16 protein-coding genes are annotated in these 23,659 nt (G+C 47.0%); 7 read left to right on the top strand and 9 right to left on the bottom strand.

Annotated features, from left to right (window positions below; all coding sequences use genetic code 11):
* Positions 1-187: 187 nt before the first annotated feature.
* Entirely contained in the window at positions 188-3,043 is a 2,856-nt protein-coding gene (locus tag SAPGRDRAFT_RS03965; protein WP_002657374.1) for a carboxypeptidase-like regulatory domain-containing protein, read from the bottom strand.
* Between the two features lie 301 nt (positions 3,044-3,344).
* Between SAPGRDRAFT_RS03965 and SAPGRDRAFT_RS03960 the strand changes: the two genes are divergently transcribed.
* The 7 genes from SAPGRDRAFT_RS03960 (at position 3,345) to SAPGRDRAFT_RS03925 (ending at position 12,557) form a co-directional block, all read left to right on the top strand.
* Positions 3,345-4,406, top strand: a complete 1,062-nt coding sequence (locus SAPGRDRAFT_RS03960) for an endonuclease (protein WP_002657372.1) — start codon at positions 3,345-3,347, stop codon at positions 4,404-4,406.
* Between the two features lie 439 nt (positions 4,407-4,845).
* Entirely contained in the window at positions 4,846-7,257 is a 2,412-nt protein-coding gene (locus SAPGRDRAFT_RS03955; RefSeq protein ID WP_002657370.1) for a TonB-dependent receptor, read from the top strand.
* A gap of 592 nt (positions 7,258-7,849) precedes the next feature.
* The gene (gene gcvH / locus SAPGRDRAFT_RS03945) at positions 7,850-8,230 is read left to right on the top strand and encodes a glycine cleavage system protein GcvH (RefSeq protein WP_002657368.1); all 381 of its coding nucleotides are present in this window, start codon (positions 7,850-7,852) and stop codon (positions 8,228-8,230) included.
* Complete coding sequence (locus tag SAPGRDRAFT_RS03940; protein WP_156001819.1) at positions 8,223-8,558, top strand: VanZ family protein; 336 nt, start codon at positions 8,223-8,225, stop codon at positions 8,556-8,558. The genes gcvH and SAPGRDRAFT_RS03940 overlap by 8 nt, the downstream gene beginning before the upstream one ends.
* A 29-nt stretch (positions 8,559-8,587) precedes the next feature.
* Positions 8,588-9,574: an energy transducer TonB gene (locus SAPGRDRAFT_RS03935; protein WP_002657364.1), complete on the top strand. Its 987-nt coding sequence runs from the start codon at positions 8,588-8,590 to the stop codon at positions 9,572-9,574.
* A 435-nt stretch (positions 9,575-10,009) separates the two neighbouring features.
* Positions 10,010-11,716, top strand: a complete 1,707-nt coding sequence (locus SAPGRDRAFT_RS03930) for an AMP-binding protein (RefSeq protein ID WP_002657362.1) — start codon at positions 10,010-10,012, stop codon at positions 11,714-11,716.
* Positions 11,717-11,774: 58 nt separating this feature from the next.
* Positions 11,775-12,557: a hypothetical protein gene (locus tag SAPGRDRAFT_RS03925; RefSeq protein ID WP_002657361.1), complete on the top strand. Its 783-nt coding sequence runs from the start codon at positions 11,775-11,777 to the stop codon at positions 12,555-12,557.
* Between the two features lie 385 nt (positions 12,558-12,942).
* Here SAPGRDRAFT_RS03925 and ychF read toward each other — a convergent pair whose 3' ends face one another.
* From ychF to SAPGRDRAFT_RS03875, 8 genes are all read right to left on the bottom strand, one after another.
* Positions 12,943-14,046, bottom strand: coding sequence for a redox-regulated ATPase YchF (ychF, locus tag SAPGRDRAFT_RS03920; RefSeq protein WP_002657359.1), 1,104 nt, complete (start codon positions 14,044-14,046; stop codon positions 12,943-12,945).
* A gap of 113 nt (positions 14,047-14,159) precedes the next feature.
* Positions 14,160-15,233: a 3-oxoacyl-ACP synthase III family protein gene (locus SAPGRDRAFT_RS03915; RefSeq protein WP_002657358.1), complete on the bottom strand. Its 1,074-nt coding sequence runs from the start codon at positions 15,231-15,233 to the stop codon at positions 14,160-14,162.
* A 307-nt stretch (positions 15,234-15,540) separates the two neighbouring features.
* Positions 15,541-16,080, bottom strand: a complete 540-nt coding sequence (locus SAPGRDRAFT_RS03910) for a TrmH family RNA methyltransferase (protein WP_037349814.1) — start codon at positions 16,078-16,080, stop codon at positions 15,541-15,543.
* A 62-nt stretch (positions 16,081-16,142) separates the two neighbouring features.
* Positions 16,143-17,360 (bottom strand): acyl-CoA dehydrogenase family protein, encoded by a 1,218-nt coding sequence (locus SAPGRDRAFT_RS03905; RefSeq protein ID WP_002657354.1) that lies wholly within the window; start codon positions 17,358-17,360, stop codon positions 16,143-16,145.
* 294 nt (positions 17,361-17,654) lie between these two features.
* On the bottom strand, positions 17,655-19,304 hold the full coding sequence (locus SAPGRDRAFT_RS03895) for a S8 family serine peptidase (RefSeq protein WP_002657352.1): 1,650 nt from the start codon (positions 19,302-19,304) through the stop codon (positions 17,655-17,657).
* A gap of 517 nt (positions 19,305-19,821) precedes the next feature.
* Positions 19,822-22,215, bottom strand: a complete 2,394-nt coding sequence (locus SAPGRDRAFT_RS03885; protein ID WP_002657348.1) for a hypothetical protein — start codon at positions 22,213-22,215, stop codon at positions 19,822-19,824.
* Positions 22,216-22,545: 330 nt separating this feature from the next.
* On the bottom strand, positions 22,546-23,019 hold the full coding sequence (locus SAPGRDRAFT_RS03880) for a TlpA family protein disulfide reductase (protein WP_002657346.1): 474 nt from the start codon (positions 23,017-23,019) through the stop codon (positions 22,546-22,548).
* A gap of 3 nt (positions 23,020-23,022) precedes the next feature.
* A complete protein-coding gene (locus tag SAPGRDRAFT_RS03875; RefSeq protein ID WP_002657344.1) occupies positions 23,023-23,583 on the bottom strand; it encodes a hypothetical protein in 561 nt (186 codons plus the stop codon).
* Between the last annotated feature and the right edge of the window lie 76 nt (positions 23,584-23,659).

The following is a 23,659-nucleotide window of genomic DNA, read 5'->3' as shown; positions in this document are numbered from 1 at the left end:
TGAGGTTAGTTTGGGGGCATCCGGGCGGCGATTGGCCTAGCGATGTGCAGCAGTGGCCGTCAGGCCAGACCGAGGCAGCGGAGCTGCCGAAGGGCCGAGCGAAAAGCGAGCTGCGAAACGTAGCGCCCGCCGCAGGCGGGAGGCCCCAAAACCAACTAAATAAAAGTCAGAAAAAATGAAGATTCATCTACATAGGTAGACGGTAAGTAATGCTTGCGAAGTAATTGATGCCGTTGCTATAGAAGTAACGGGTAGGGAACTTCTCGGGATCTTTTTCTTCAAAATCGTAGCGAAGTTGTTCAAAGCCACCGCTAACGATATTGCGGTTATTCAAGATATTATTTACCCCTAGGTTGAAGTAGAGGAAGTACGTTTTGCCTTTTTTGGTTTTCAGGCGGAGCGATTTACCGGCGAAAAGGTCTACGGTAAAGGCAGCGGGTAATTCTTCTTGGGCCAAAATGGCATTCCACTGATCAGAGTCGGGGACAACGGCCTGTTGTTGGTAAGTGGGGTCGGCGCTGTAGGTAACGGCTTCATAAGTGCGGCGGTCGGGGTTAATATCGACGAAGCTGCGGGCCATATAGTTGAAACTGAGGTTGACAAACCAGTATTTAGGTGAGCGGTAGTTGATTGCAAAAGAAGTTGCAATTTGGGGAGATCCGGCTACATAAGCGTTTTTCATGTAGGCGGTACGGCTAGAGACCTGCGTATTGGGGTCATTATCTAGGTAGATCGAGATATTGGGGCGGCTGGTGTAGATATTTTCACCAACAGCGGCAACCGCTCTTAGTTTGAGGCCGGTAAGCACTTCATATTCTCCGGCTAGTTCGAGGCCCATATGGCGGCGGTTGATACCATCCATAACAAAGTTTACATAACCGCTTTGTAGGCTTCCGTCATCGGCGGCAAAGGCGTTATCGGAGAAGAAGCTGCGGTTATAGAATTCGTTTTCGAAAACGGTATAGTATCCAGAGATACGAGCTTTGGCTTTGGGGGCTTTGAGGAGGTAACCTCCTTCTACGCCATAAACTGTTTTGCTTTGTAGGCCGGGAACGATTTGGTCGCGGGTACGGGCCGAAACATAAGAGTTGCGGAAATAGGGGGCTTTGGTACCATAGCTTCCGTTGAGGAAGAAAAAGTTGCGGCCATCTAGTTTATAGGTGGCGCCCGTCTTAAAGTTGTAGTTAAAATCGGAGAAAACTTCGCCTTTACCTAGAGAATTATCGGGGAAGCGGCCATTGCGCATATTTCCTTCTCTCCAGAACTGGGTGTAGCTAAGTTCGGCAGCGCCGAAGAACTCGAGTTGTCCGTACTTGAACTGACCTTGTCCCCAGGCGGCAACATTTTGGATATGCGACTCATAGTCGTAGCCAAAGACATCGCCTTCAGAAAGTTCTGCATTGGGGTTATCGAGATCATTTTGGTAGAAATCTTCATTTTGGGCCGAGTCGCGTAGGGCGAATTGGTCTACATCTACGTAATAATCGGCACCAAGAAGATCGTTAAGGACCTTGTAGTTGTGGCCGATATAGTATTGGCCATTAACACCAGCGTTGAGGGTTACATTTTCGTTGAGGAAATTGCGGTAGATACTGTTGAAATTAAATTGTTTGGTATCGTAGCGACGTTCTTCAACGATGTATTTTGCGCGAGTTTCTGTGTTAGAGATGGACTCATCGTAGCTATTGCGGTTTACTTCATAGAAGTTATCCCAGTCAAGCTGTAGTTGTTCGGGGTTGGCTACATACTGTGCGCGTAGGGCATCGGCAGTAGCTTGGTCGGTATTATCGAAATAGCTGGGCCATTTTCGGTAGTACTCGGGGCGGGGGTCAGAAGAGTTGTACCAGTTAAGGGCGGTGCTTCCGTTTTCGCCAAATTGGTAGCCAAAGCTAGTGGTCAATTTAGAAGAAGGCGTGATTTTCCAGTCATGCGTAAGCATAATAACGGGAATATGGGTATAAGAGTAGCGAGAGTTACGCTTTACACGGCTGCCATCTTCTTGGGTTTGCCAGCCCCAGTAGGGGTTGTAAAAATAGCCATCATCGTCATTGGCTTCCCGGGCAATTTCTTGCATTTCAGCGGTAACGGGGGCATTTTTACCTCTGGCTCTAGGCGCACCAAAAATAGAAAGGTTAAGGGCATGCTTTTTACCAATGCGCTTTTCGGCGGCAGCATAGTAAGAACCTGCATTATAGTAAGTACCATCTACCTGTCCTTGTTCGGCCAAACGCAAAGATCCACTCATAGAAAAAGCCCAGCCATTAGCCATTAGGCCCGTAGAGTAGATAAACATAGGACGAACACGATAAGAGCGGTTAGAAGCCGCTACCCCAACGCGAAGTTGCTTCCATTGCGTAGAGGCACGCATATCAATTTGAGTAGCTCCACCAATTCCACCAAAGGTATAATCAGTAGGGGCCAAACCAACGGTATTGCTACGGTTGCGCATAGCGTCATTCAATCCACCCCAAAGGCTCCAAGTTGCGTAGCCATTTTCGGGTGAGTTCATAGGCAAGCCATTGATATAAACCGTAGAGTGCTCAGAATCATAGCCACGAATACGGAAACGCAAGGGGCTAAAGGCAAAAGCCGCGGTACTATAAAATACATCTCTAGAAGAAGTCAATAGACCAGAGACATTAGAGCCCCCAGCACCAGAACCTCCAGAAACGTCTTGGTCCGAAAGGCTAACAGTGGGAATGAGGTCCTCACTAGAAAACATATCAATGCCTCCTTCTTGGACCATAATGATTGTCCCTAGATCTTTGCTCCCTTCAGTAAGGTTTACATCTAGGCGGTAGGTGTTCCAACCTGCTTTACTAAAAATAAGGGTGTGGCTACCTGCCGACAGCCCAGATAGCTCGAAGTAGCCCTCTTCATTAGAAGAACCGGCAGCTTCTTGGCCATCTACACTTAAGGCAACTCCATCCACAGGCCGGTTGTCACTATCCTTAAGCGAGCCTTTTAGCCCTACCCCAGATTGTGCCCAAACCGTCTGCCCTAAGAGCAAAAGCAAGGCGAATAATGTGGTTAACTGTTTCATAAGCAGAATACTGTGCTATTTTAATAGTAAAATGAAGACCAACCTTTACCCTTGGCAAATTGATGCAAGCAAAAGCTAGCCCCTCCTTTTCGGGGGCAAAGTTAGCACAAATAAGAGAGAGCCCACCGAAACTTTATTAGGAATTAACAATAAGTTAAAGTCATATTTGAATGAAACAGCACCTAAAAGCGGCCCAAGCCTTTATCTTTGTTTCGTTTTGGCCCTGTTTTGGCCTAGCTGTTAGCTTCCTTTGGCTAACTTAAATTTTATTTTTTTTGCTCGAAACTAAAGAACGACTATCATGCACGCTCTCTTTAAACTTCCTGTTTTGGCCCTAGGCCTTTGCCTCCTAGCTTTGCAACAACCCCTTAGCGCCCAAAATTATCAGGTGGCGCCAATCGGCTTTTATAACCTCGAAAATCTTTTTGATACCCTAGATACTCCCGATAAACGAGATGAAGAGTTTACCCCAACAGGCCGCAATAAATACAATACAGAGGTCTACCAATCCAAAATGAATAACCTCTCTAAGGTGATTAGCGAAATGGCTACCGATATTACCCCCGATGGAGTAGTCATTCTCGGCGTTTCCGAAATCGAAAACCGCAAGGTGCTCGAGGATTTGGTCCAACAACCCAAAATTAAAGATCGCAATTACAAAATTATCCATGAAGAGTCTCCCGATGCCCGCGGTATCGATGTGGCCCTGCTCTATAACCCCCGCTATTTTCGCGAACTTAGCCATAAAACCCTAGCCGTCAATTTTCCACGCAATGAAGGCGATGGCACTTACCACTCTCGCGATATCCTTTGGGTAGAAGGTATTCTCGGAGGTACCGATACTATGCACATTTTTGTCAATCACTGGCCCTCTCGCCGTGGCGGAGAAAAACGCTCCTCTCCCCGCCGAGAACATGCCGCCAAACAATGCAAAACCGTGATCGACTCACTCATGAAGATTAACCCCAATACCAAAGTCTTTATTACCGGCGACCTCAATGACGACCCCGTTAGCCCTTCTGTGAAAAATGTTCTGCAAGCCAAAGGCAAAAAAAAGGAGGTGCAAACTGGCGAGTTCTTTAACCCCATGTGGAAAAAATATAAGAAAGGTAACGGTACCCTAGCCTGGAACGATAGCTGGAACCTCTTCGATCAAACCATCGTCTCTTCCGCTTTCCTCAATAAAAAACAAAAGGGCTTTTTCTTCCAAAAAGCAGTGGTTTTCCGCAAAGGTTACCTCTTCCAAAAAGAAGGCAGATTCAAAAATGCCCCCAAAAGAACCTACTCTTTTGGTACCTTCATCGGCGGCTATAGCGACCACCTTCCCGTCTACAGCGTTTTCCTCCGCCGAGTACAACAATAAGCAATTAAACTTTTTCCCCACAAAAAGATCTAAGGCCCATGCTTTAGGTCTTTTTTCTTTTGGGGCTGCCCCGGCCATAGGCCGGGTCGGGCTGTTCCGGGCTCGCTGCTCGCTCGGCCCTGCGCCGCTTTTAGCGGCTCGGTCGGGCCTGCGGCCCCCCTCTCCATCCCTCAGCCAAGTCGCTGCGCTCCTTTTTAGGCCGCTACGCGCCCTGCTCCACCCAAAAAATAGTCCCCAACACAATCAGGAGAAGCTTTCCAGCTGCCAAATATTGTTTTTTGTTTGGCTTCTCTTAACAAAATTTATAAAGTTGTTTTTTAGGGCAATCCCCTTGAAAAAGGCTATTTTGGCCGCTGTAGAGAAGTTAAGTATGGAAAATTATAACATTTCTCTAAACTTCACTTTTTATTCAAAAACGGACTACTGATAATCTTATCAAATGATGCAGAATTTTAAAATGAGCAGCCTCTTTCTGCTGCTTTTTGGCCTCTTTTCTTTTAGCCTTATGGCCCAAAATGGCGGACTAAGAGGTACCCTTCTAGATGATGAAACGGGAATGCCTATCCCTTTTACACCCGTCTACCTCAATAACGGAGAGTATAATGCCCTCTCCGGCGATGATGGCTTTTATACCATCGCTAATGTGCCCCCAGGCAATTATCAACTCAAATGCCGTAGCCTCGGCTATGATAGTTTGGTAGTAGATGTAGAGGTCATCGCCGGTAAGTTTATCACCGTAAACCTCAATATGCTCCCCTCGGCCCAACAGGTAGGCATCGTAACCGTAGATGCAGATAAAGAAAAAGCCCAAAATACAGTGCGCGTCTCTGTGGTCCAAGTTACCCCCAAAGATATTAAACGCCTGCCCTCTACCGGTGGCGAGGCCGATATCGCCCAATACCTACAAGTTATTCCAGGTATTGTCTTTACCGGCGACCAAGGCGGACAGTTCTATATCCGTGGTGGCGCCCCCGTCCAAAATAAAATTCTACTCGATGGAATGACCATCTCTAACGCTTTCCACTCTATCGGCTTTTTCTCGGTCTTCGAAACAGAACTCATCCGTAGCGCCGATGTCTATACCGGCGGCTTTAGCGCCAAATATGGCGGACGCTCTTCCGCTATTGTCGATATCCGAACCCGAGATGGCAATAAAAAACGTACCGCAGGAATGATTAGTGTCAACCCCTTTGTCGCTAAAGCCTTAATTGAAGGACCTATCATCCCCCTAGGCGATGATGGCGGAAGTAGCCTCTCTTATTTTGTGACAGCCAAGCATTCTTACCTCAATGAAAGCTCTAAGTTACTCTATAAATCTATCCTCAGCCGTGAAGGAACCGCCGTTTCCGATAGTACACTCCCTTATAGCTTTACCGATTTTCACGCAAAACTCTCTTTTAATGCCGCCAACGGTAGCCGACTAAATGCCTACGGCTTTAGCCATAATGATGTGGCCAATTTTGGCGATGTCGCTAAGTATAGCTGGAATTCTGCCGGCGGTGGAATCAATTTCCGTATCGTCCCCGGCGCAGCCAAAATTATTATGGACGGTACCCTGGCCTACTCGCTCTATGGCTCCAACTTTGAAGAAGGCGACGGTAGCCGCGAACGCCGTAGCGATATCTCTAATTTTAACGCCAACTTTAATTTTACCTACTATATGGGCCTCTCTAGAGAACTCAACTACGGCCTAGAGTTCAATAGTATCGGCACCGATTTCGCCTTTGTAAACAATAATGGTATCCCCATCGGCCAAACTCAATCTAATACAGAGGTGGCCGGCTATATCCGCTACCAAGGCCGCTTTGGCAATTTGGTGATCGAACCTAGCCTGCGCGCTCAATATTATGCCTCTCTGGGCGAGTTTAGAGCAGAACCCCGCCTAGGCCTTAAGTATAATATTACCGAAAATATCCGAATCAAAATGGCCGGCGGGATGTACTCCCAAAACCTCATTAGCTCTGTAGACGAACGAGATGTAGTTAACTTGTTTGTAGGATTTTTGGGCGGCCCCGACCAACAAGTATTCCGCATTACAGGATACGATGAAGAAAGTCAATCGCCTATTTATGAGGCCACCGATTCTAAACTGCAAACTTCTATTCATGCTATCGGCGGTATAGAGTTTGACGCAGGCAAACATTTGGTCTTTAATGTAGAACCCTATATCAAATGGTTCCCCCAAATTATTGGCCTGAACCGTAACCGCACCGCCGATACCGACCAACTACAACCCACTTATATCACCGAAGAAGGAAAAGCCTATGGCCTCGACCTCTCCGGAACTTATGAAAAAGATCAACTTTATCTCTACCTAGCCTACTCCCTAGGCCATGTCCGCCGAGATGATGGCCTGCAAGAGTTTCCCGCTCACTTCGACCGCCGACATAACCTCAACTTTGTAGGCTCCTATAAGCTTAAGTTTAAGTCCCTACCCGAAGACCTCCCCGCAGAAGAACGCCGCAGACGTACCGAGTACCCCCTAGAGCTTTCTATCCGCTGGAACCTCGGCTCAGGCTTCCCCTTTACAGAAACTCAAGGCTTTTTTACCAACTATAGCTTCCAAGATGGTATCAATAGCGATTATATTACCGCCAATAATAATCCCGATACCGAATTGGGCGTGCTCTACAGCGATGAACTCAACGGTGGCCGCCTACCTTATTATCATCGCCTCGATTTTTCGGCCACTTATACCTTTGACCTTGGCCGATATAGCAAGCTGCTCCTCAATGCCAGTGTAACCAATATGTACGACCGAGCCAATATTTTCTACTTTGATCGCGTCCGCTACCAAAGAGTAAATCAATTGCCTATCCTCCCCGCCCTAGGCGCTGTACTCAAGTTCTAAAAGGAACTATTATATATATAGAAAAGCCCAATTCTTCAGAGTTGGGCTTTTTTTATTGTTTTTTGGGGCCTGCCGCCTGCGGCGGCCGGGCCATTGCGCAGCTCGCAGGTCTGCTCGGCCCTGCGGCGCTTGCAGCGCCTTGGTCGGCCGCTTTGCGGCCCTGCTGCATGTCCCTAGGCCTGCGGCGGCTTCGCCGCCTGTCCCCCGCAGAAAAATACTTTTTTCACAAAAACAACCACCAAAATATAAGCCGCTTACATCTAGTCAAATAGAGAAAGCGCTTAAAGGAGAAGGGAACGGCTCTGCCACCTACGCCTCACAGAAAAAATACTTTTTTCAAAAAGGCGACCACCAAAATACAAGCCGCTTACATCTAGTCAAATAGAAAGTTCTTAAAGGCGAATAGGGCGGCAATATATGCAGCCCCGCAAGGAAAAAAGCGAAATTAAAGGAAGTGCTTTAGTGTTTTCCCCAAAAAAAAATTATTTTTGGCAGCAAATACCCCCAAAATAGCCGCCCAATACCTCTGGGCCAATCTATTCTTGGAGGCCAATCACAATTTTAATATCCTTTAATTAAGCTAGTTTCGCTTATGAATATTCCAGAAAATCTGAAGTACAGTAAGGACCACGAATGGGTTCGCCTAGAAGGGGAGTTCGCTTTTGTTGGTATTACTGATTTTGCCCAATCCGAACTCGGAGATATTGTTTATGTTGATATTTCTGAAGAAGGGGAGGACCTAGACGCTGATGAAATCTTTGGCTCTGTAGAAGCTGTAAAAACAGTTTCAGACCTAATGATGCCCATTAGCGGAGAGGTGGTAGAATTTAACGAAGGCCTAGAAGATAGCCCCGAGTTGGTCAACTCTGATCCCTACGGCGAAGGCTGGATGGTTAAAATCAAAGTTCGAGACACTGCCGAAATGGACGATTTGATGGATGCCGCTGCCTATAATGCAGCCATCAATGCTTAAGCGACTTTTTTCCTCAGCCTATTTTTTGGCCCTGATTGCGCTGGTCTTGCTCTCGCTTTGGCCCCTGCAATTGCCCGCTGGCCTAAATGGCTTGGGCTGGGACAAATTAGCCCATTTTCTTTTTTACTTCGGACTACTGCTCTTGGGCAATAGCATCTGGACCAAAAAAAGAAATAATCTCTATTTTAGCCTCGCTTTGGGCCTCCTCCTAGAGTGTTTGCAAGACCTTAGCCCTTATCGTCAATTTGACTATTGGGACCTGGCCGCAAATACAATGGGCGCCCTTATAGGCTACTATTTATTAAGGAAATATTCATTATTTCAATAAACTATTTTTTCACCCAAAACCACAGAATTATGCTGTTAGGATTCCTCTCTAATGACTTTCTGATGGCGAGCATTATGGTCTCTGGAAGCCAAATTGTAATTAGCCTCGTTGCGCTGATTGCAGTTGCTGCCGGAGCTATTTTTGGCTACAAATCCTATTTGGCTAAGCAGAGCGAAAAGCTCATGCAGGCCAAGGAAGGAAAAGAAGATGCCAATTACTCGGCCATTACTAGAAAGTATGAGGAGGTGAATGTGTTTAAGCACTCGCCCATGGTGTACCGGGCAGGTTTGGCATGTTCGCTCTTTGTGGTCTTCTTGGCGCTAAACTGGACTCAAACCGAATGGGAAGAGTTTGCTTTTGAGGAGGAAACGGTGATCGAATCAGAAGAAATTCTGATCGATGTGCCTAACACGCCACCACCTCCGCCTCCGCCACCACCACCACCACCACCTCCTCCTCCTCCCACGCAGGTACAAATTGATGATACCAAGCCGGAGCCTCCCCCCGAGCCACCTTCTCAGGATGATGAGAAACAGGATCTTGAAGGAGATAAAGATGGGAAGAAAGGAAGCAAAGGGACACCCCCTCCGCCTCCGCCCCCACCACCACCTCCCCCCCCTCCTCCTCCCCCCAAAGCCCCCGAGGTTTTTGAGTTTGTGGAGCAGTTTCCTCGCTTCCCCGGTTGTGAGGATAAGACAGGCTCTGATGCAGAAAAGAAGCAATGTGCTGATTTGAAGCTCCGTGCCTATCTGGGTAAAAAAGCAGGTTATCCCGCTATGGCCCGTGAAAATGGCATCGAAGGAACCGTTTACGTTCGTTACATCGTACTAGAAGATGGCCGTATCGCCAATGTTGAAGTCGTTCGCGACATGACTGGCGGTGGAGGACTAGCAGAAGCTGCCCTCCGTGCTGTGAAAAGTATGAACAGTATGAAGGAAAAATGGACGCCCGGTCGCCAAAGAGGTAATCCCGTACGTGTACGTATGGTAGTGCCTATCAAGTTCCAATTGAACTAAATCTTGGCTTAGGCCAAACTGTATAGAGCTACTCCCTTGGGAGTAGCTTTTTTTTTGGCCCAAAGCGCAGCATCCTGCTCCAAAAACGACCGAAGGGAGTAAGGCGCGCAGCGCCTCGGCTGAGGGATGGAAAGCAGGGCCGCCGAAGGCGGCAGACCAAAGCGCTGAAAGCGCTGCAGGGCCGAGCAGACCTGCGAGCTGCGACAGAGCCCGACCCGAGCCGATAGGCGAAGGGGCAGCCCCAAAAAAATAGCCTCCTAATAAAAATGAGGGCCAAAGCTTAAATAAAAAAGAAGATTGTGTATATTTTGGGTCTTGGAATCAAAAGTTTGTTTGCTTCCCACTCAACTGACATCAACAATCAATTTAAGCTGCTGCTTAGTTGCCTCATAATTAGGCAGTAAGGAGACAGAAGATAGAAAAACAACAAAATATATGTCTGCTGTAGAAAAACGATGGCTGAAAAATTACCCCCAAGGCGTTCCTCATGAAATCGATTTTGGAGGATACACCAGCTTAGTAGATTTGGTTAACAACAACCTAAAAAAATATGCAAACCGTCCCGCTTTTAAGAGCTTTGTGGGCAGTTCGGAAAAGGCCCTCAGCTTTGCGGAGGTCGATCAGTTATCGAAGCAGTTTGCGGCCTATTTGCAAAATGATATGGGCCTAAAGCCTGGTGATCGCCTGGCGTTGATGATGCCCAACCTTCTACAGTATCCTATTGCTCTTTTTGCGGCTATGCGTGCGGGTTTGACCATTGTCAATACCAATCCGCTTTATACGGCCAGAGAAATTGAGCATCAGTTTAATGATGCAGAGGTGACCGCGGTTATCATTGCCGAAAACTTTGCAGCCGAGCTCGAAAAAGTAATCGATAAGACCCAAGTGAAGCGCAATAAGGTGATTGTGGTGAGCATTGGAGAAATGTTTGGCGGCTTTAAGGGCTGGCTGATCAATTTTGCGGTGCGCAATCTTAAGAAAATGGTCCCTAGCTATAATTTGGCGGGGCATATCAAATTTAAAAAGGCCCTAAATAAAGGCAATGCCAGCCAGCTCAAAATGGCTACTGGCGGCCAACTCGATGATGTAATTTGCCTACAATATACGGGAGGTACTACGGGGGTGGCCAAGGGGGCCGAACTGACCAATAAAAACCTATTGGCCAATGCTTTTCAGGTAGAAGGCTGGATCAAGAGCGCTAACATTAAAGAAGGGCAGGAGCGCATCCTGACCCCGCTTCCGCTCTATCATATTTTCTCCTTTACCGTAAATTTACTTTGTTTGGGGACATCTTTTGGTGCCTGCAATATCTTGGTGGTCAATCCTAGAGATTTGCCTGCGGTGGTGGACATCATGAAAAAGACGCAACCATCTATTATGACTGGGGTAAATACCTTATTTAATGCCCTTTTGAATCATGCAGAATTTACGCAGCTCGATTTTTCTAAGCTACAAATTGTCATTGGTGGAGCGATGGCCATCCAGAAACCCGTGGCCGAAAAATGGAAAAAAATAACGGGGTCTACCCTAACGGAAGGTTACGGTATGACCGAAGCCTCTCCGGTGGTTTCTGTCAATCCGCTCTATGATGAGGGCCGTATTGGCACCATTGGTTTGCCTATTCCCTCTACCGAAATTCGCATTTGCGATGAAGAAAATAACCTTTTACCTTTGGGCGAGGCTGGAGAAATCCAAGTTCGGGGTCCTCAGGTGATGAAGGGCTATCTCAACCGCCCAGAAGCTACGGCCAAAACCATTATTGACGGTTGGTTGCGCACTGGAGATGTGGGCATTATGGATGAAGATGGTTTTGTAAAAATTGTGGACCGCATTAAGGACATGATTTTGGTCTCGGGCTTTAATGTTTATCCCAATGAAATTGAGGAGGTCCTTGCCGCTCATCCCAAAGTGTTGGAGGTGGCCGCAGTTGGCGTTCCCGATCCCAAATCTACGGAGGCCGTTAAGGTTTTTGTGGTCAAAAAAGATCCTTCTTTGACGGAAGAGGAGCTGCGTGCTTTCTCTAAAGAAAACTTTACGGGTTACAAAAAGCCCAAGCATTATGAATTTAGAGAGGAGTTGCCCAAAACCAATGTGGGTAAAATCCTTCGCCGGGCCCTAAGAGATGAGGCCAAACAGGCATAAGAATTTAGTTAGGACCAAAGGGGCTTCGGCCCCTTTTTTTTGGAGAAAAAAAAGCAGTATGCTCCGATTTATGCTCATTCGGCTTCTCAAATGGAGCCTTTTCTTACTTTTGATTGGCCGAGCTTGGCAGCACTTTTTTTGGTCGGCCCCCTATGAATATATTTTACCCGCCAGCTGGGGCCCCGATGGGGTCGACCGCTTTACCCATTTGATGGGCTGGTTTTATGTTTTGGGCGCTGCCGCCACGGTCTTTAGCGATAGCCGAAACAAGGGCCGCATTTTCATTTGGCAGGGAGGCGCATTGATGGTTTTGGCCTGGCTCTATCAAATTGAAGCGGGCGCCTATTGGCCCAGTTTTTTTGTGCACAGTTTGCAGTTTTCTTTGCCTTTTGGCTACTATTTGCTGCTCTTTAGCAAAAAACCAGTGCAGAAAATTGTCTGGCGGATGAAAATGGCCCTTAGCCTCAGCCTTTTGGCCTATGCCTTTTATGCCCTAGATGTTCATGCGCCCAATCAGATCAATTGGCAGGAGGCCCTACAAGATAGCTTTGGCCTAAGTTATGGCAGCAGCCGCCTGATTTTGCAAATTATGGGCGGGGTAGAGCTGGCCCTGATTCCCTTGCTTTGGTTTAAACCTAGCCAAAAAGCAGCTTTTTGGGGCATTTTTGCCTGGGGAATATTTATCATGATCAGTAGCATTGGCCTACTATTTTGGGAGCTGCCTTACTGGAAATCCATGCTCCGTTCTACCTGGGAGCTCCTTTGCCTAACGCCCAACCTGGCCTTTTCGTACGTCCTTTGGCGCTATGTCGCTTTCCGCCAAAAGTATGAAGATTTCTAAATTATTGTAGCCTAGCTTTTTGCTGGGCTATTTTTTTGGGGCAGCCCCTTCGGCCTGCGGCCTCGGGTCGCTATGTTGCGGGGCTCGCTGCTCGCTCGGCCCTGCGTCGCTTCGCTCCTTGGTCTGGCCTTCGGCCACCCACTCCACAGCGCTCAGCCGCTCCACCTCCTTTTTTGCTCAGAACAAATTGCTTCGGCCCCAAAACAAAAAAAGCAAGCAGCTTCCCCAAGCTACTTGCTAAATGTTAATCCCCATGATTTACCCCAAACTTAATTGGATAAGACAAGGTATTTCCTTCTTGTCTATGACAAAGATAGGGCAGGGGGCATTATCTTTTTTGCTGATAAGACCTAAAGCCTAAAAATAGGTAGTCTGGCCTATCGATCTAGGTATTATGCATAAACTCAAGAAGGTCACCATCTTGAACTACATATTCTTTACCTTCTTGGCGCATAGCGCCTACTTCTTGGGCGCCTTTCCAGCCGCCTAGCGCTACAAATTTTTCATAAGCTACGGTACGGGCCTTAATAAATCCTCTTTCAATATCAGAGTGGATAACACCAGCCGCTTCTGGGGCTTTGGTCCCTCTGCGAATGGTCCAAGCACGCACCTCTTTTTCGCCAGCCGTAAAATAGGTAATCAGCTCGAGTAGGTTGTAGCAAGCCCGAACAACACGGTTTACGCCAGGTTCTTCTAGGCCCATGTCGGCCAAAAATTCTTTGCGCTCCTCTTCTTCTTCTAGCTCGGCAATATCTGCCTCAATAGCAGCAGAAACGAGAATCACTTCTGCATTTTCTTTGGCTACAGCCGCCTTGAATTTTTCGGTATGCTCATTTCCTGTAAGTACAGAAGCCTCATCCACATTGCAGATATAAATAATGGGCTTGGCGGTAAGCAGTTGCAATTCTTTAAAGAACTTTTCGTCATCATCGCTGTCTAGCTCATCAAAAGAACGAGCAGGCTGCTCTTGCTCCAAATGTGCAAGTAAATCTTCTACAATTTTGAGTTGGCGCAAAACCGTACGGTCTAGGGCTTTGGCTAGTTTTTGTAGCCGTTGTTTGCGTTTTTCCAAGGTTTCCATATCCTTGAAAATCAATTCCAAATCAATGGTTTCTTTATCGCGAACGGGGTCTACGCCACCATCTACATGCGTTACGTTTCCATCGTCAAAGCAACGGACCACATGCATAATGGCATTTACTTCACGGATATTGGCCAAAAACTGGTTGCCCAGGCCTTCGCCTTTACTCGCACCACGAATGAGGCCCGCAATATCTACAATCTCTACTGTAGTAGGAACCGTTTTTTGGGGTTGAACAATTTCCTCTAGCTTGTCCAAACGATAATCCGGAACAGTAACCACCCCAACATTGGGGTCTTTAGTAGCAAAAGGATAGTTGGCCGCTAGTGCGCCAGCCTGAGTGAGTGCGTTGAAGAGTGTCGATTTTCCCACATTGGGCAAACCTACAATACCACATTGAAGAGCCATATATAGCGTATAGTTTTGAGGGCCTCAAAAAGAAAGGGGCCGAAGCCCCTTGTATTCATTTGCCGCAAAAATAGCGAACTTATAGAAAAAAGGGCAGAATTCCCTCTTGTTTTTTAGACATGTTTATAAACGATGCAGTTGGCGTGCATCCCACCACCTACCGAAGAGAGAATAATATGGTCTCCTGCTTCAATTTGGTGGCCTTCCAATTTTCCTTTCAAGATATGGTCCAATAACATAGGGACCGTGGCCGCCGAACTATTTCCCCATTTGCCTACGGTCAAGGGAAAAACAGTTTCGGGCATTTGGCGGTCGTGCATGCTGTATAGTTTCTTACACAACTGACGGATCATTTTTTCATTGGCCTGATGAATCAAAATTTGCTTGAGGTCGGCAATATCTACATTCGCCTTTTTTAAGCAGGCATCCATAGTGGCCGGCACTTTTTCCATCGCATATTTATAAACAGAGCGACCATTCATTTTTACAAATAGACGATCTTCTGCCTCTTCATTATAAGAACCATCCATGTACAAGAAGTTGGCTCCCTGCACACTATCGGTTACCGTTTTATGGCAAAGAATTCCCGCAGGTTCTTCCGATTCAAAACGCTCCAAAACAACGGCACCAGCACCATCGCCAAAAAGCATAGAATCTAAATCATGTGGGTCCAATACTCTAGACATAATATCGGCACCAACAACCAATACCCGTTTGGCATCGCCCGAACGCAAATAATAATCGGCCTGAATGACAGCCTGTACCCAACTTGGGCAACCAAACAAAAGATCATAGGCTACACAATCCGAATTGATAATCCCTAGTTTTTGCTTGACCTTGGCCGCAACATTGGGAAGCATATCGGTATAATGCGTTTTGCTATGAACATCACCAAAATTATGGGCCACAATGATATGGTCCAAACTTTCGCCATCTATTCCAGAACTCTCCAAAGCATCTTTGGCCGCCAAATAAGCCAAATCAGAGGTGTTGATGTGTTTTTGAGCATAACGACGCTCGCTAATGCCCGAAATTTCAGCCAATTTGCTCACAATTTTCGCTGGCTCCTTTAGATTCTTCTCGCCATTGGCTTTATAAAATTGATAGTCGGTAAAATATTTATTAGGGACCACGACTTGAGGCTCATAAGAACCCGTTCCCACAATCTTACTATAGTATGCACACATATTAAAAGCAGCTAATTATTGGTATTTAGGATATTGTTGGCCAAGCTTTCACTCCGCTTAGGCACAAAGGTAATATTTTTAAAACGATTTCTCTTTTAGGGAGATACTTGTTGGCCCTATCTGCCCCTAGTCTTGACCTTAATATAATTTTTTTCTATTATTTCTTTTGGGGCCTCCGCTGCGGCTTCGCCTTGCGGAGCGTAGCGACCCGAGCCGAAGGCGAGGGACAGCCCCAAAAAGCTTATAAAAAGCACTAAAAAAAGCGAAAGAGGATTTTATCACTCTGTTCGCTCATTTTTTTCTAGACTTAACGCCCAAAATATTGTCTGCGCATTTCCCAAAGCAAAACGCCCATGCTCACCGAAACATTTAAAGAATGTTTGCTGCCAAATTGCGGAATTTCAATGGCGCCATCTACCAAAGGCAAGAGCTCGGCATCTACGCCTTTTACTTCATTGCCAAAAATGAGGGCAATGCCTTCTTGGGCGGCCCAAACAAACTGTTCTAAAGAATGGCTGCCAAAAGTTTGCTCTACGGCATAGACTTTATAGCCTTTGGCCTTGGCCGCAGCTATAGCGGCTTTATTTTCTTCAAAATATTGCCAATCTACAGCTCTATCGGCGCCCAAGGCCGACTTCATAATTTCTCTTTGCGGCGGTTGGGCCGAAATTCCCGTCAAGTAAATGCCTTCAATGCCAAAAGCATCGGCGGTGCGAAAAGCAGCCCCCACATTTAGGGCCGAGCGCAAATTATCTAAAATGAGGAGCAAAGGCATTTTGGGTTGTTGCTTATACTCTTCAATGCTAGGCCGTTGTAGCTCTAGCATGCTCTTTTTTTTCAGTTCCATAATTTTGTAGACAAAAAAGCCTCCTCTATCAACTAGAGGAGGCTAAAGTTTATTGATTTCGCTTATTTAAAGGCGTTCAAACCCGTAACATCCATACCCGTAATGAGCAAGTGAATATCGTGAGTACCTTCATAAGTCAATACCGTTTCTAGGTTCATCATGTGGCGCATGCAGGGATACTCGTTGGTAATTCCCATTCCACCATGAATTTGGCGAGCTTCGCGAGCAATGTCTAGGGCCATGGCCACATTATTCCGTTTAGCCATAGATACTTGAGCGGAAGTAGCTTTGCCAGCATCCATCAAACCACCCAAACGCCAAAGCAAAAGCTGTGCTTTGGTAATTTCGGTAATCATTTCGGCCAATTTTTTCTGAGTCAATTGGAAACCAGCGATAGGTTTACCAAACTGCTCGCGCTCCAAAGAGTAGCGCAAAGCCGACTCATAACAATCCATAGCGGCACCCAAAGCACCCCAAGCGATGCCGTAGCGGGCTTTAGTGAGGCAAGACAAAGGACCTTTCAAGCCTTTTACATTGGGCAAAAGATTGGCTTTGGGGATGCGAGCATCTTCAAAAACCAATTCGCCAGTAATAGAAGCGCGGAGAGAAAGTTTTCCGTGAATTTCGGGAGCAGAAACGCCGGGGGTATCCATATCGACAATCAGACCACGGATAACGCCTTCTTCATCCTTGGCCCAAACCACGGCCACATCTGCGATAGGCGAGTTGGTGATCCACATTTTTGCGCCATTGAGGATATAGTGGTCGCCATCTTCTTTGATATTGGTAATCATGCCGGCGGGATTCGATCCATGATCGGGCTCAGTCAAACCAAAGCAGCCGATAAATTCGCCAGCGGCCAATTTGGGCAAGTATTTCATGCGTTGTTCTTCGCTACCGAAGCGATAGATGGGGTACATGACCAAAGAACCTTGCACAGAGGCGGCAGAGCGAATGCCAGAGTCGCCACGTTCCAATTCTTGCATCATGAGGCCGTAGGTGGTTTCATCGGTACCTGCGCAGCCGTATTTTTCGGGTAAAGAGGGACCAAAAGCGCCCAACTCTGCCAATCCTTTGATGAGGTGGCGGGGATAGATGGCGCGTTCGTAGCAATCCTCAATAATGGGAGAGATTTCGCCACGAACAAATTCGCGAACGGCATCGCGAGCAATTTTTTGCTCATCCGTTAGCAGATCGTTAATCATATAATAATCTTGGCCCTTAAAGCGGTCTTGTTTGGCCGAACGCTTAATGCTGTCTAGCAATTCTTGATTTTGCATAATTGTACTATTATTTAGCTGTTAGCTTATCTTAATTTTATTTTTTTGGGGCTGCCCCTCCCGCTGGTCGGGTCGCTCCCCTTAGGGCTCGCAGGTCTGCTCGGCCCTGCAGTTTTTTCGCTGCGCTCAAAAACTTGGGTCTGGCCTTCGGCCACCCTGCCGGGCAGCTCAGCCTGCGGCGGCTTTGCCGCCTGTCCTCTGCAAAAGGATCTTATTGCTGTTTTAAATGAGTGGGTTAGCCTTCCTTTAGCAAAGCTAAAAAAAACTATGAATGAGTTCAATATTTTATGGGTCCTACTTGGCCAAAAGGGCTTTTTTCTTGGCGGGTCCCATTTTCAGCTCCAGTTGATAAAGGCCTGCGGGCAGTGTTTTCCAGTTTGGAATTTTGCATAAAAAGCGTTGTCCAAAAACAGCGCTATGCTTTTGAGCATAAACCAATTGGCCGATTGGGCCATAGAGTTTTACTTCTACTTCTTTGTCTATAGCTTCTGGCCAGATGATAAAGAAATCTTCTTGGGCTTTGGCCATGGGCAGATAATAGAGATCTTCTGTTTCTTGGACCTCTAGATAGTGGCCGGCTCTGGCTTTTTTCCAGGCATCAAAAAGGGCGGGCACGCCATAGCCTAGGGCGGTATCGGGTTTTTTGTATTGGCTGCCTAGGCTTTCGGCCAAGCGAATGAGTTCTAGATTGCTGTACTCGGGCAGGGCTTGCCAAAGGCAAGCCATGGCGCCGGCCAAGATGGGCGAAGAAAAAGAAGTTCCCGAATTAAAATTGTGTCGATAGCGGCCAACTTGGGCCACAATAGAGAAGAGGCCACGGGCGGATAGGTTGGGTTTGACCAAATAGCTAGAATCAAAACCATAGGAGCTAAAAGCGGCATGAAAGCCGTCGCGGTCGGTGGCGCCAACGGTCAGGATGCTATCGGCATCGCCGGGGGCGGAGAGGTGGTGCCAGGGGTCATTGCCTTCATTTCCGGCTGAAGTAACGACCAAAATGCCACGGCTAGCGGCTAGGTCGGCGGCCTGCGTGATGGTGGTGGTATTGCCATCTAGGTCTACATAGGCATAATCCATTTTATCGTCATCAAAATCGGCATAGCCCAAAGAGGAATTGATCAGATAAACGCCAACGCTATCGGCAAATTCTGCGGCGGCCAGCCAGTTATATTCTTCAATGCGGTATTCTCCATTAGAGTCTTCGGTTTTGCATAAAAAGTAATTGGCTTGGGGGGCGCTGCCCATGACTTGGCCGGGCAAATTGGCGGCCATACAGGAGAGAACATCTCGGCCATGTTCGGAGCCTTCATAGACAAAGGTATCGAGTTGGACAAAGTCGTAGCTGCCTAAAATTTGGCCCTTTTGGCGGAGGGAATCAAAGGCGGGGGTTTCTCGGAGGTCCGAGAAACCGCCATCAAAAACGGCTAGGGGCATATTTTGTCCAGCAAAACCGAGTTGGTGGAGATAATCGGCTTGTAGCATATGGATTTGGTTTTCGCTCAGGCCATAAAAGTCGTCTTCTTGGGTATATTCGGTTTTATATTCTCGGCGGCCGATGTAGTTGGTCCCTTCATTTTTTTTGCGGCTAAAGCCGATGGCGGCTATTTTTTGGACAAAGGGCAGTTCTTGGACGAATTGGAGTTTTTGGCCATTGCCACGGATCACGGCGCCGTTTTTCCATTTGGAGCTATACTGAATGGCAAAGCCTTGGGCCTTTATTTGGGCCAAATAGCTAGGATCTACAGGTAAATCTAGGCTGTCGATCTTTATGCCCATCTTTTGGCGGCGCTCAATGGCGGCAGAAGAGAGATACTCTTGAGGGTGAAAAATGCTGTAGGGGCTATTGTCCTTATGGTCAAATTGCACCCAAAATAAATCGTAATCTCTTTGGGCAAAAATAAGTTGGCTAGAGAGGAGAAAAACTAAAAGGTAGAGTTGCTTTAACATAGGCATTTTTATTCGTTCAATGCGGTTGGGGTTGCTTATTCTAATTTAAGCAAGATGCGGACATATTACAAAGCTTTGGGCTAAAGTTCGACCAATGGCAAAAAAAGAGGGCCAAAATGGTTTTGGGGGCGGCGCAGCCGCCCGGCCTAGCGATGTGTAGCAGTGCGGCGCAGCCGCAGACCCAGCAAAAAACTTGTTTTTTTGCGCAGGGCCGAGCGAATAGCGAGCTGCGAAACGTAGCGCCGACGAGCGAAGCGAGGCGGAGGCCCCAAAAACTCAGCGAGCTGCGACAACAAGGACTTTAGTCCGCAGTTCGACGACCGAAGGGAGTAAACGTAGCGCCCGCCGCAGCGGAGGCCCCAAAAACTCAGCGAGCTGCGACAACAAGGACTTTAGTCCGCAGTTCGACGACCGAAGGGAGTAAACGTAGCGCCCGCCGCAGCGGAGGCCCCAAAAAAAAATAAAAAAGGGCCAGCCCTTAAAAAGAGGACCGGCCCAGATACTTTTGGCTAAAGAATTAGCCTTTACAATCTTTAGGTTTTTCGCCAATGCCAGATTCTTCGATGAGTTCGGCTAGGCGTTTTTCATAAAAATCGAGCAAAAGGTTGGTAATATTTAGCTCGACATCTACGCGGCGGTAGTCGGCTCCACGCTCTTTAGAGGGGTGCTCATAGGCGCCAATAGTGATGGGAACGTTCATAAACTGAAGTTGCTTGCGGACCGTCCAGGCGCGGGCGATACCCAACTCCATATTGCTTTTTAGGTCAAAGCTTAGTTCGCGTGCTGTTTTCTTAACGATCGTATCGGTGGCTTCTTTTTCTCCTTTGCCTACAAAGTGAGTAAACTCGGTGCCTTGGGGAACGCCCAAAGATTTTTTGTAGCGGTGGAAGCTAAAGGGGTGGCCATCGGTATGGCCTTCTAGGTAGATATAAAAATCTTTTTTACAGCGCATGTTGGCTTCGCAATATTTGCTTAGTACTTCGGTATCTACCCAACCGGCAATTTTCTTATAGTATTCGGGATCGCCCATTTTGGCGAGGTCTGTTCCTTGGCAGAGGAAGGTTTGGATGACGTAGCGCACGCCAATTTTTCCGAGGGGTTCATAGAGCACCTCTGTTTTACAGGGAAGTTTATCGTTATTGAGGTCTAGGCGCATATTCTCGGCAGATTCGGGGCCAAAGCGTTCGCGTTCTTCATGGGTTTCGCGTTGTGCTTGTCGCACGAGTTCCCAGTAGCGGCAGTCCCAAATTTGTTGGCGGAGGCGACTGATGCGGCAGCTTAGTTCGCGGTCATATTTGAGTTTGTAAGTTTTGGTATAGCTATCAATTTTGTCCATGTATTCTTGGCCTTGTTCGCAGGTATTCACATTACCGACTAGGCACCAAGATTTCACCTGAGTAATTTTATCGCAGTAGTAGGGTTCTACGCTAAACTCATTGGGAATGGTATCATTATTTTTGATAAAAGTGGCCCAAAGTTGGTCTAGGGCGGCAATATCTCCACGATATTTGGCCACAACAACTTTGAGGTCCTCCCATTTGGCTTTGGTATCGGCTTGTAGGCTAGGCTTGGCCGAGGCCATGAGTTTATCGATATCGGCTAGGCGTTGTTCGCCTTTGTAGCAAGCATTGACGCGGCCATCCATGATATAGGCACGGATTTGGGCTTCTTTATCGCAGTATTCAAAGGCAAAATCAATGCTATTGAGGGTATCTTGAGGAACAAATTCGGCCCAAGCTTCTTCTAGTTTGGCTTGGCGGGCGGCATCTTCTGTCACCAATTTTTCTAGGGCCTTAATTTTGGCCTTGGTGGTGGCGTCTAGGGTTGGATTATACTCTTTTTGCACTGCTGCAATTTTGCCGAGCATTTCTTCTCCAATGTTACAGTAATCTAGGGTTCCGGCCATAGTATAGGCCTTAATTTGCGCATCTTTTTCGCAGTATTCGCCCATATATTTTAGGCTGGGGTCTACTTTTCCGCTGCTGGTAAATTGTCCCCAAGCTTTGTTGAGCACGGCCAAGTTTCCGTTGTATTTCTTCACTTCGGCTTCCAACCAACCAATTTTCTCGGCCAAGTCGGCGGGAATATCATGGGTATTTTCGGCTTCTAGTGCTTTAATTTTGGCCAGCATTTCCGAGCCATTTTTACAAACATCTACCATAGCCCGCAGCATATAAGCTTTCATATTGGGAATGGTATAACAGGTATAAAGAGGCATTTCAGGCTCAAAACCAGGCGATACATCGCTATCCATATAGGTTTTCCAGGCTTTATTGAGCTGTCCCAAGACCTTAAAATGGGCCTTAGAGCGCTTAATTTCGCCGGGCAGACCTTCTACATCGGCAGCTTGCAAAGAGGTTTTGTCTACAATGCGCATGGCTTTATTCTCAAACTGATTGAGGGATTCTACCTCATTGCCTTCACAATAATAGGCCATCGACATCATCTGATAATATTTGGCCAAGGTCCCTTTTTCACAAACTTTGCGGCCTTCTTCGGCGCCTTCTAGTTCGCCTCTAGAAACATCAAATTTCTGCAAATGACGCTTCCAAAGTACATCTACTTTGTAGTAGGCTTTCATTTTTCCTTCCAAATCGGCCAAGCGCTGCGAAAAGCCCGGATATTTATCGTATTGCGATTTATCCATACTTTTGAGCTCTCTCAAAAAGCTTTCTGCATCAATCAATTCGTCGGCACAAAAGCTAGAGTTGGCATACATCAAATGATATTTGGCATAATCGCCCACACTAGATTTTGGCGGCTTGGGCAGTTCTGAAACAGAGGCCGTCAGAGGATCTTTTAAAAAGGCTTGCCAAGTTTCTTCAAAGTTGATGAGCTGGGCCTGCGCGCCTATACTCCCCATCAACTGAAAAATAAGCAGCAAAAACGCTGACTGTAAGATGTTTTTCATTTTTATTGGTTTTAATGAAACAGATATATGAGTCTTTCTGTAGGGTTTTATTTTTCTTGGGGCCCGCGGCCGGCTAGGCTTTGCCTAGGTCGGCCGCCGCTATGCTTCGGGGCTCGCAGGTCTGCTCGGCCCTTCGTTTTTTCGCTGCGCTCAAAAACTCGGTCTGGCCTTCGGCCACCCGCTCCGCAGCGCTGGGCCAATAGGGCCAAGGCTTTAACGAACGCTTAAAAATAGTATTTTAGCAAAGAGGAACAAAAGAATTTCAGCCTGCGCAAAAACTCGACCTAAAAGCAGGGGGACAAAAAAAACAGCCCCTAGGGGCTGTTTAGCTTAGCGGAGCGTTTTCCAGATGCGCTGCAATTTTTTGGCTTTAAAGCCAGAAGATAAAATTTCATTTTCTGCATTGAGCAAAACCAAAAAAGGCGGCTGTCCTTTCAGCGCAAAGGCTCGGCGAGCCGTGGCTTTATAATCTGTAGCATGCTGAAAGAAAGGCGTCTGCAATTGGTTGCTACTATCTTGCACATAGGCCCAAAATTCTTCTTTTTGGTGGGCAAAGGGAAAAATCGTAACGACCTGAATATCCTCTGGCGATTTGTCTTTTAAAAATTGTTCTACCTTGGCCAAGCCCTGTTGGCAATGGCTACATTGGAAGTGCCAAAAAAAGAGCAGGTAATACTTGGCCTTTCGAGCTTCCTGATAGTCAAGGGATTGCTCCTTATGGTCTTGCAATTGAAAGTCAGGAGCGGCCATTTGCCCCAAAAGAGGGGCGCTGAGCAGCAAGAGAAAGAAAATGCGCCAAATCATAAATTAGTGTTTATCAATCATGTACAAATCTACTAGTGGCTCTTCATTGAGGAAAATATCGGCAATGAAAACGCCTTGGTCCTTTTTTCCAGAAAGAGAGACCACATAAAAACTAATTTGGGCCGACTTTTCTTCGGGCATCAACTTAATGGCTTTATACTGAAAACGACCTAGGGCATCTTGGTTGCCTAGGGTGGTGGTCCAAACGGCCCGACCATCTACTTTTACAATGAGTTGTTTATCGCCAGCATTAGGGCGAGGGGCATAGGCAAAAACAAGGCTGTGTGGTTCAATGCTTTTTAGCTCTACATCTTGCCGAATGCTAGAGTTTTCGTCAATTTCGACAAAAGAGGTGCCGACAAAGTTATCGGCCAAGCCAAATTTCTTATAATCTGCCTCCTCCGATAAAATTTGGGCCTTAATGCCGGGGCTCCCATTGCTGAGCAGAATTTCCCAACCATCTAGGCTATTTCGGAATTGACCATTGTTGATGAGGTTTTCTTTGTTTTGGGCAAAGAGCTGTAGACTGAGGCTACAGAAGAGAAGTAAAACTAGGTTTTTCATTAGCTGTTTTGCTTTCATAGTGTGTAATATAAAATGGGGGGCTTGCTTCTAATCCAAAAATGAAGCCTTTTGCACC

The sequence above is a fragment of the Saprospira grandis DSM 2844 genome, assembly GCF_000275825.1.
Lineage (GTDB): Bacteria > Bacteroidota > Bacteroidia > Chitinophagales > Saprospiraceae > Saprospira > Saprospira grandis_A.
The sequence above is the reverse complement of the archived record's forward strand: the minus strand, read 5'-3'. Positions and strand labels throughout refer to the sequence as shown.

What these genes read in the sequence shown, in the direction of transcription:
- SAPGRDRAFT_RS03965 (WP_002657374.1), bottom strand. Translation starts at nt 3,043, where the DNA reads ATGAAACAGTTAACCACATTATTCGCCTTGCTTTTGCTCTTAGGGCAG.
- SAPGRDRAFT_RS03960 (WP_002657372.1), top strand. Translation starts at nt 3,345, where the DNA reads ATGCACGCTCTCTTTAAACTTCCTGTTTTGGCCCTAGGCCTTTGCCTC.
- SAPGRDRAFT_RS03955 (WP_002657370.1), top strand. Translation starts at nt 4,846, where the DNA reads ATGATGCAGAATTTTAAAATGAGCAGCCTCTTTCTGCTGCTTTTTGGC.
- gcvH (WP_002657368.1), top strand. Translation starts at nt 7,850, where the DNA reads ATGAATATTCCAGAAAATCTGAAGTACAGTAAGGACCACGAATGGGTT.
- SAPGRDRAFT_RS03940 (WP_156001819.1), top strand. Translation starts at nt 8,223, where the DNA reads ATGCTTAAGCGACTTTTTTCCTCAGCCTATTTTTTGGCCCTGATTGCG.
- SAPGRDRAFT_RS03935 (WP_002657364.1), top strand. Translation starts at nt 8,588, where the DNA reads ATGCTGTTAGGATTCCTCTCTAATGACTTTCTGATGGCGAGCATTATG.
- SAPGRDRAFT_RS03930 (WP_002657362.1), top strand. Translation starts at nt 10,010, where the DNA reads ATGTCTGCTGTAGAAAAACGATGGCTGAAAAATTACCCCCAAGGCGTT.
- SAPGRDRAFT_RS03925 (WP_002657361.1), top strand. Translation starts at nt 11,775, where the DNA reads ATGCTCCGATTTATGCTCATTCGGCTTCTCAAATGGAGCCTTTTCTTA.
- ychF (WP_002657359.1), bottom strand. Translation starts at nt 14,046, where the DNA reads ATGGCTCTTCAATGTGGTATTGTAGGTTTGCCCAATGTGGGAAAATCG.
- SAPGRDRAFT_RS03915 (WP_002657358.1), bottom strand. Translation starts at nt 15,233, where the DNA reads ATGTGTGCATACTATAGTAAGATTGTGGGAACGGGTTCTTATGAGCCT.
- SAPGRDRAFT_RS03910 (WP_037349814.1), bottom strand. Translation starts at nt 16,080, where the DNA reads ATGGAACTGAAAAAAAAGAGCATGCTAGAGCTACAACGGCCTAGCATT.
- SAPGRDRAFT_RS03905 (WP_002657354.1), bottom strand. Translation starts at nt 17,360, where the DNA reads ATGCAAAATCAAGAATTGCTAGACAGCATTAAGCGTTCGGCCAAACAA.
- SAPGRDRAFT_RS03895 (WP_002657352.1), bottom strand. Translation starts at nt 19,304, where the DNA reads ATGTTAAAGCAACTCTACCTTTTAGTTTTTCTCCTCTCTAGCCAACTT.
- SAPGRDRAFT_RS03885 (WP_002657348.1), bottom strand. Translation starts at nt 22,215, where the DNA reads ATGAAAAACATCTTACAGTCAGCGTTTTTGCTGCTTATTTTTCAGTTG.
- SAPGRDRAFT_RS03880 (WP_002657346.1), bottom strand. Translation starts at nt 23,019, where the DNA reads ATGATTTGGCGCATTTTCTTTCTCTTGCTGCTCAGCGCCCCTCTTTTG.
- SAPGRDRAFT_RS03875 (WP_002657344.1), bottom strand. Translation starts at nt 23,583, where the DNA reads ATGAAAAACCTAGTTTTACTTCTCTTCTGTAGCCTCAGTCTACAGCTC.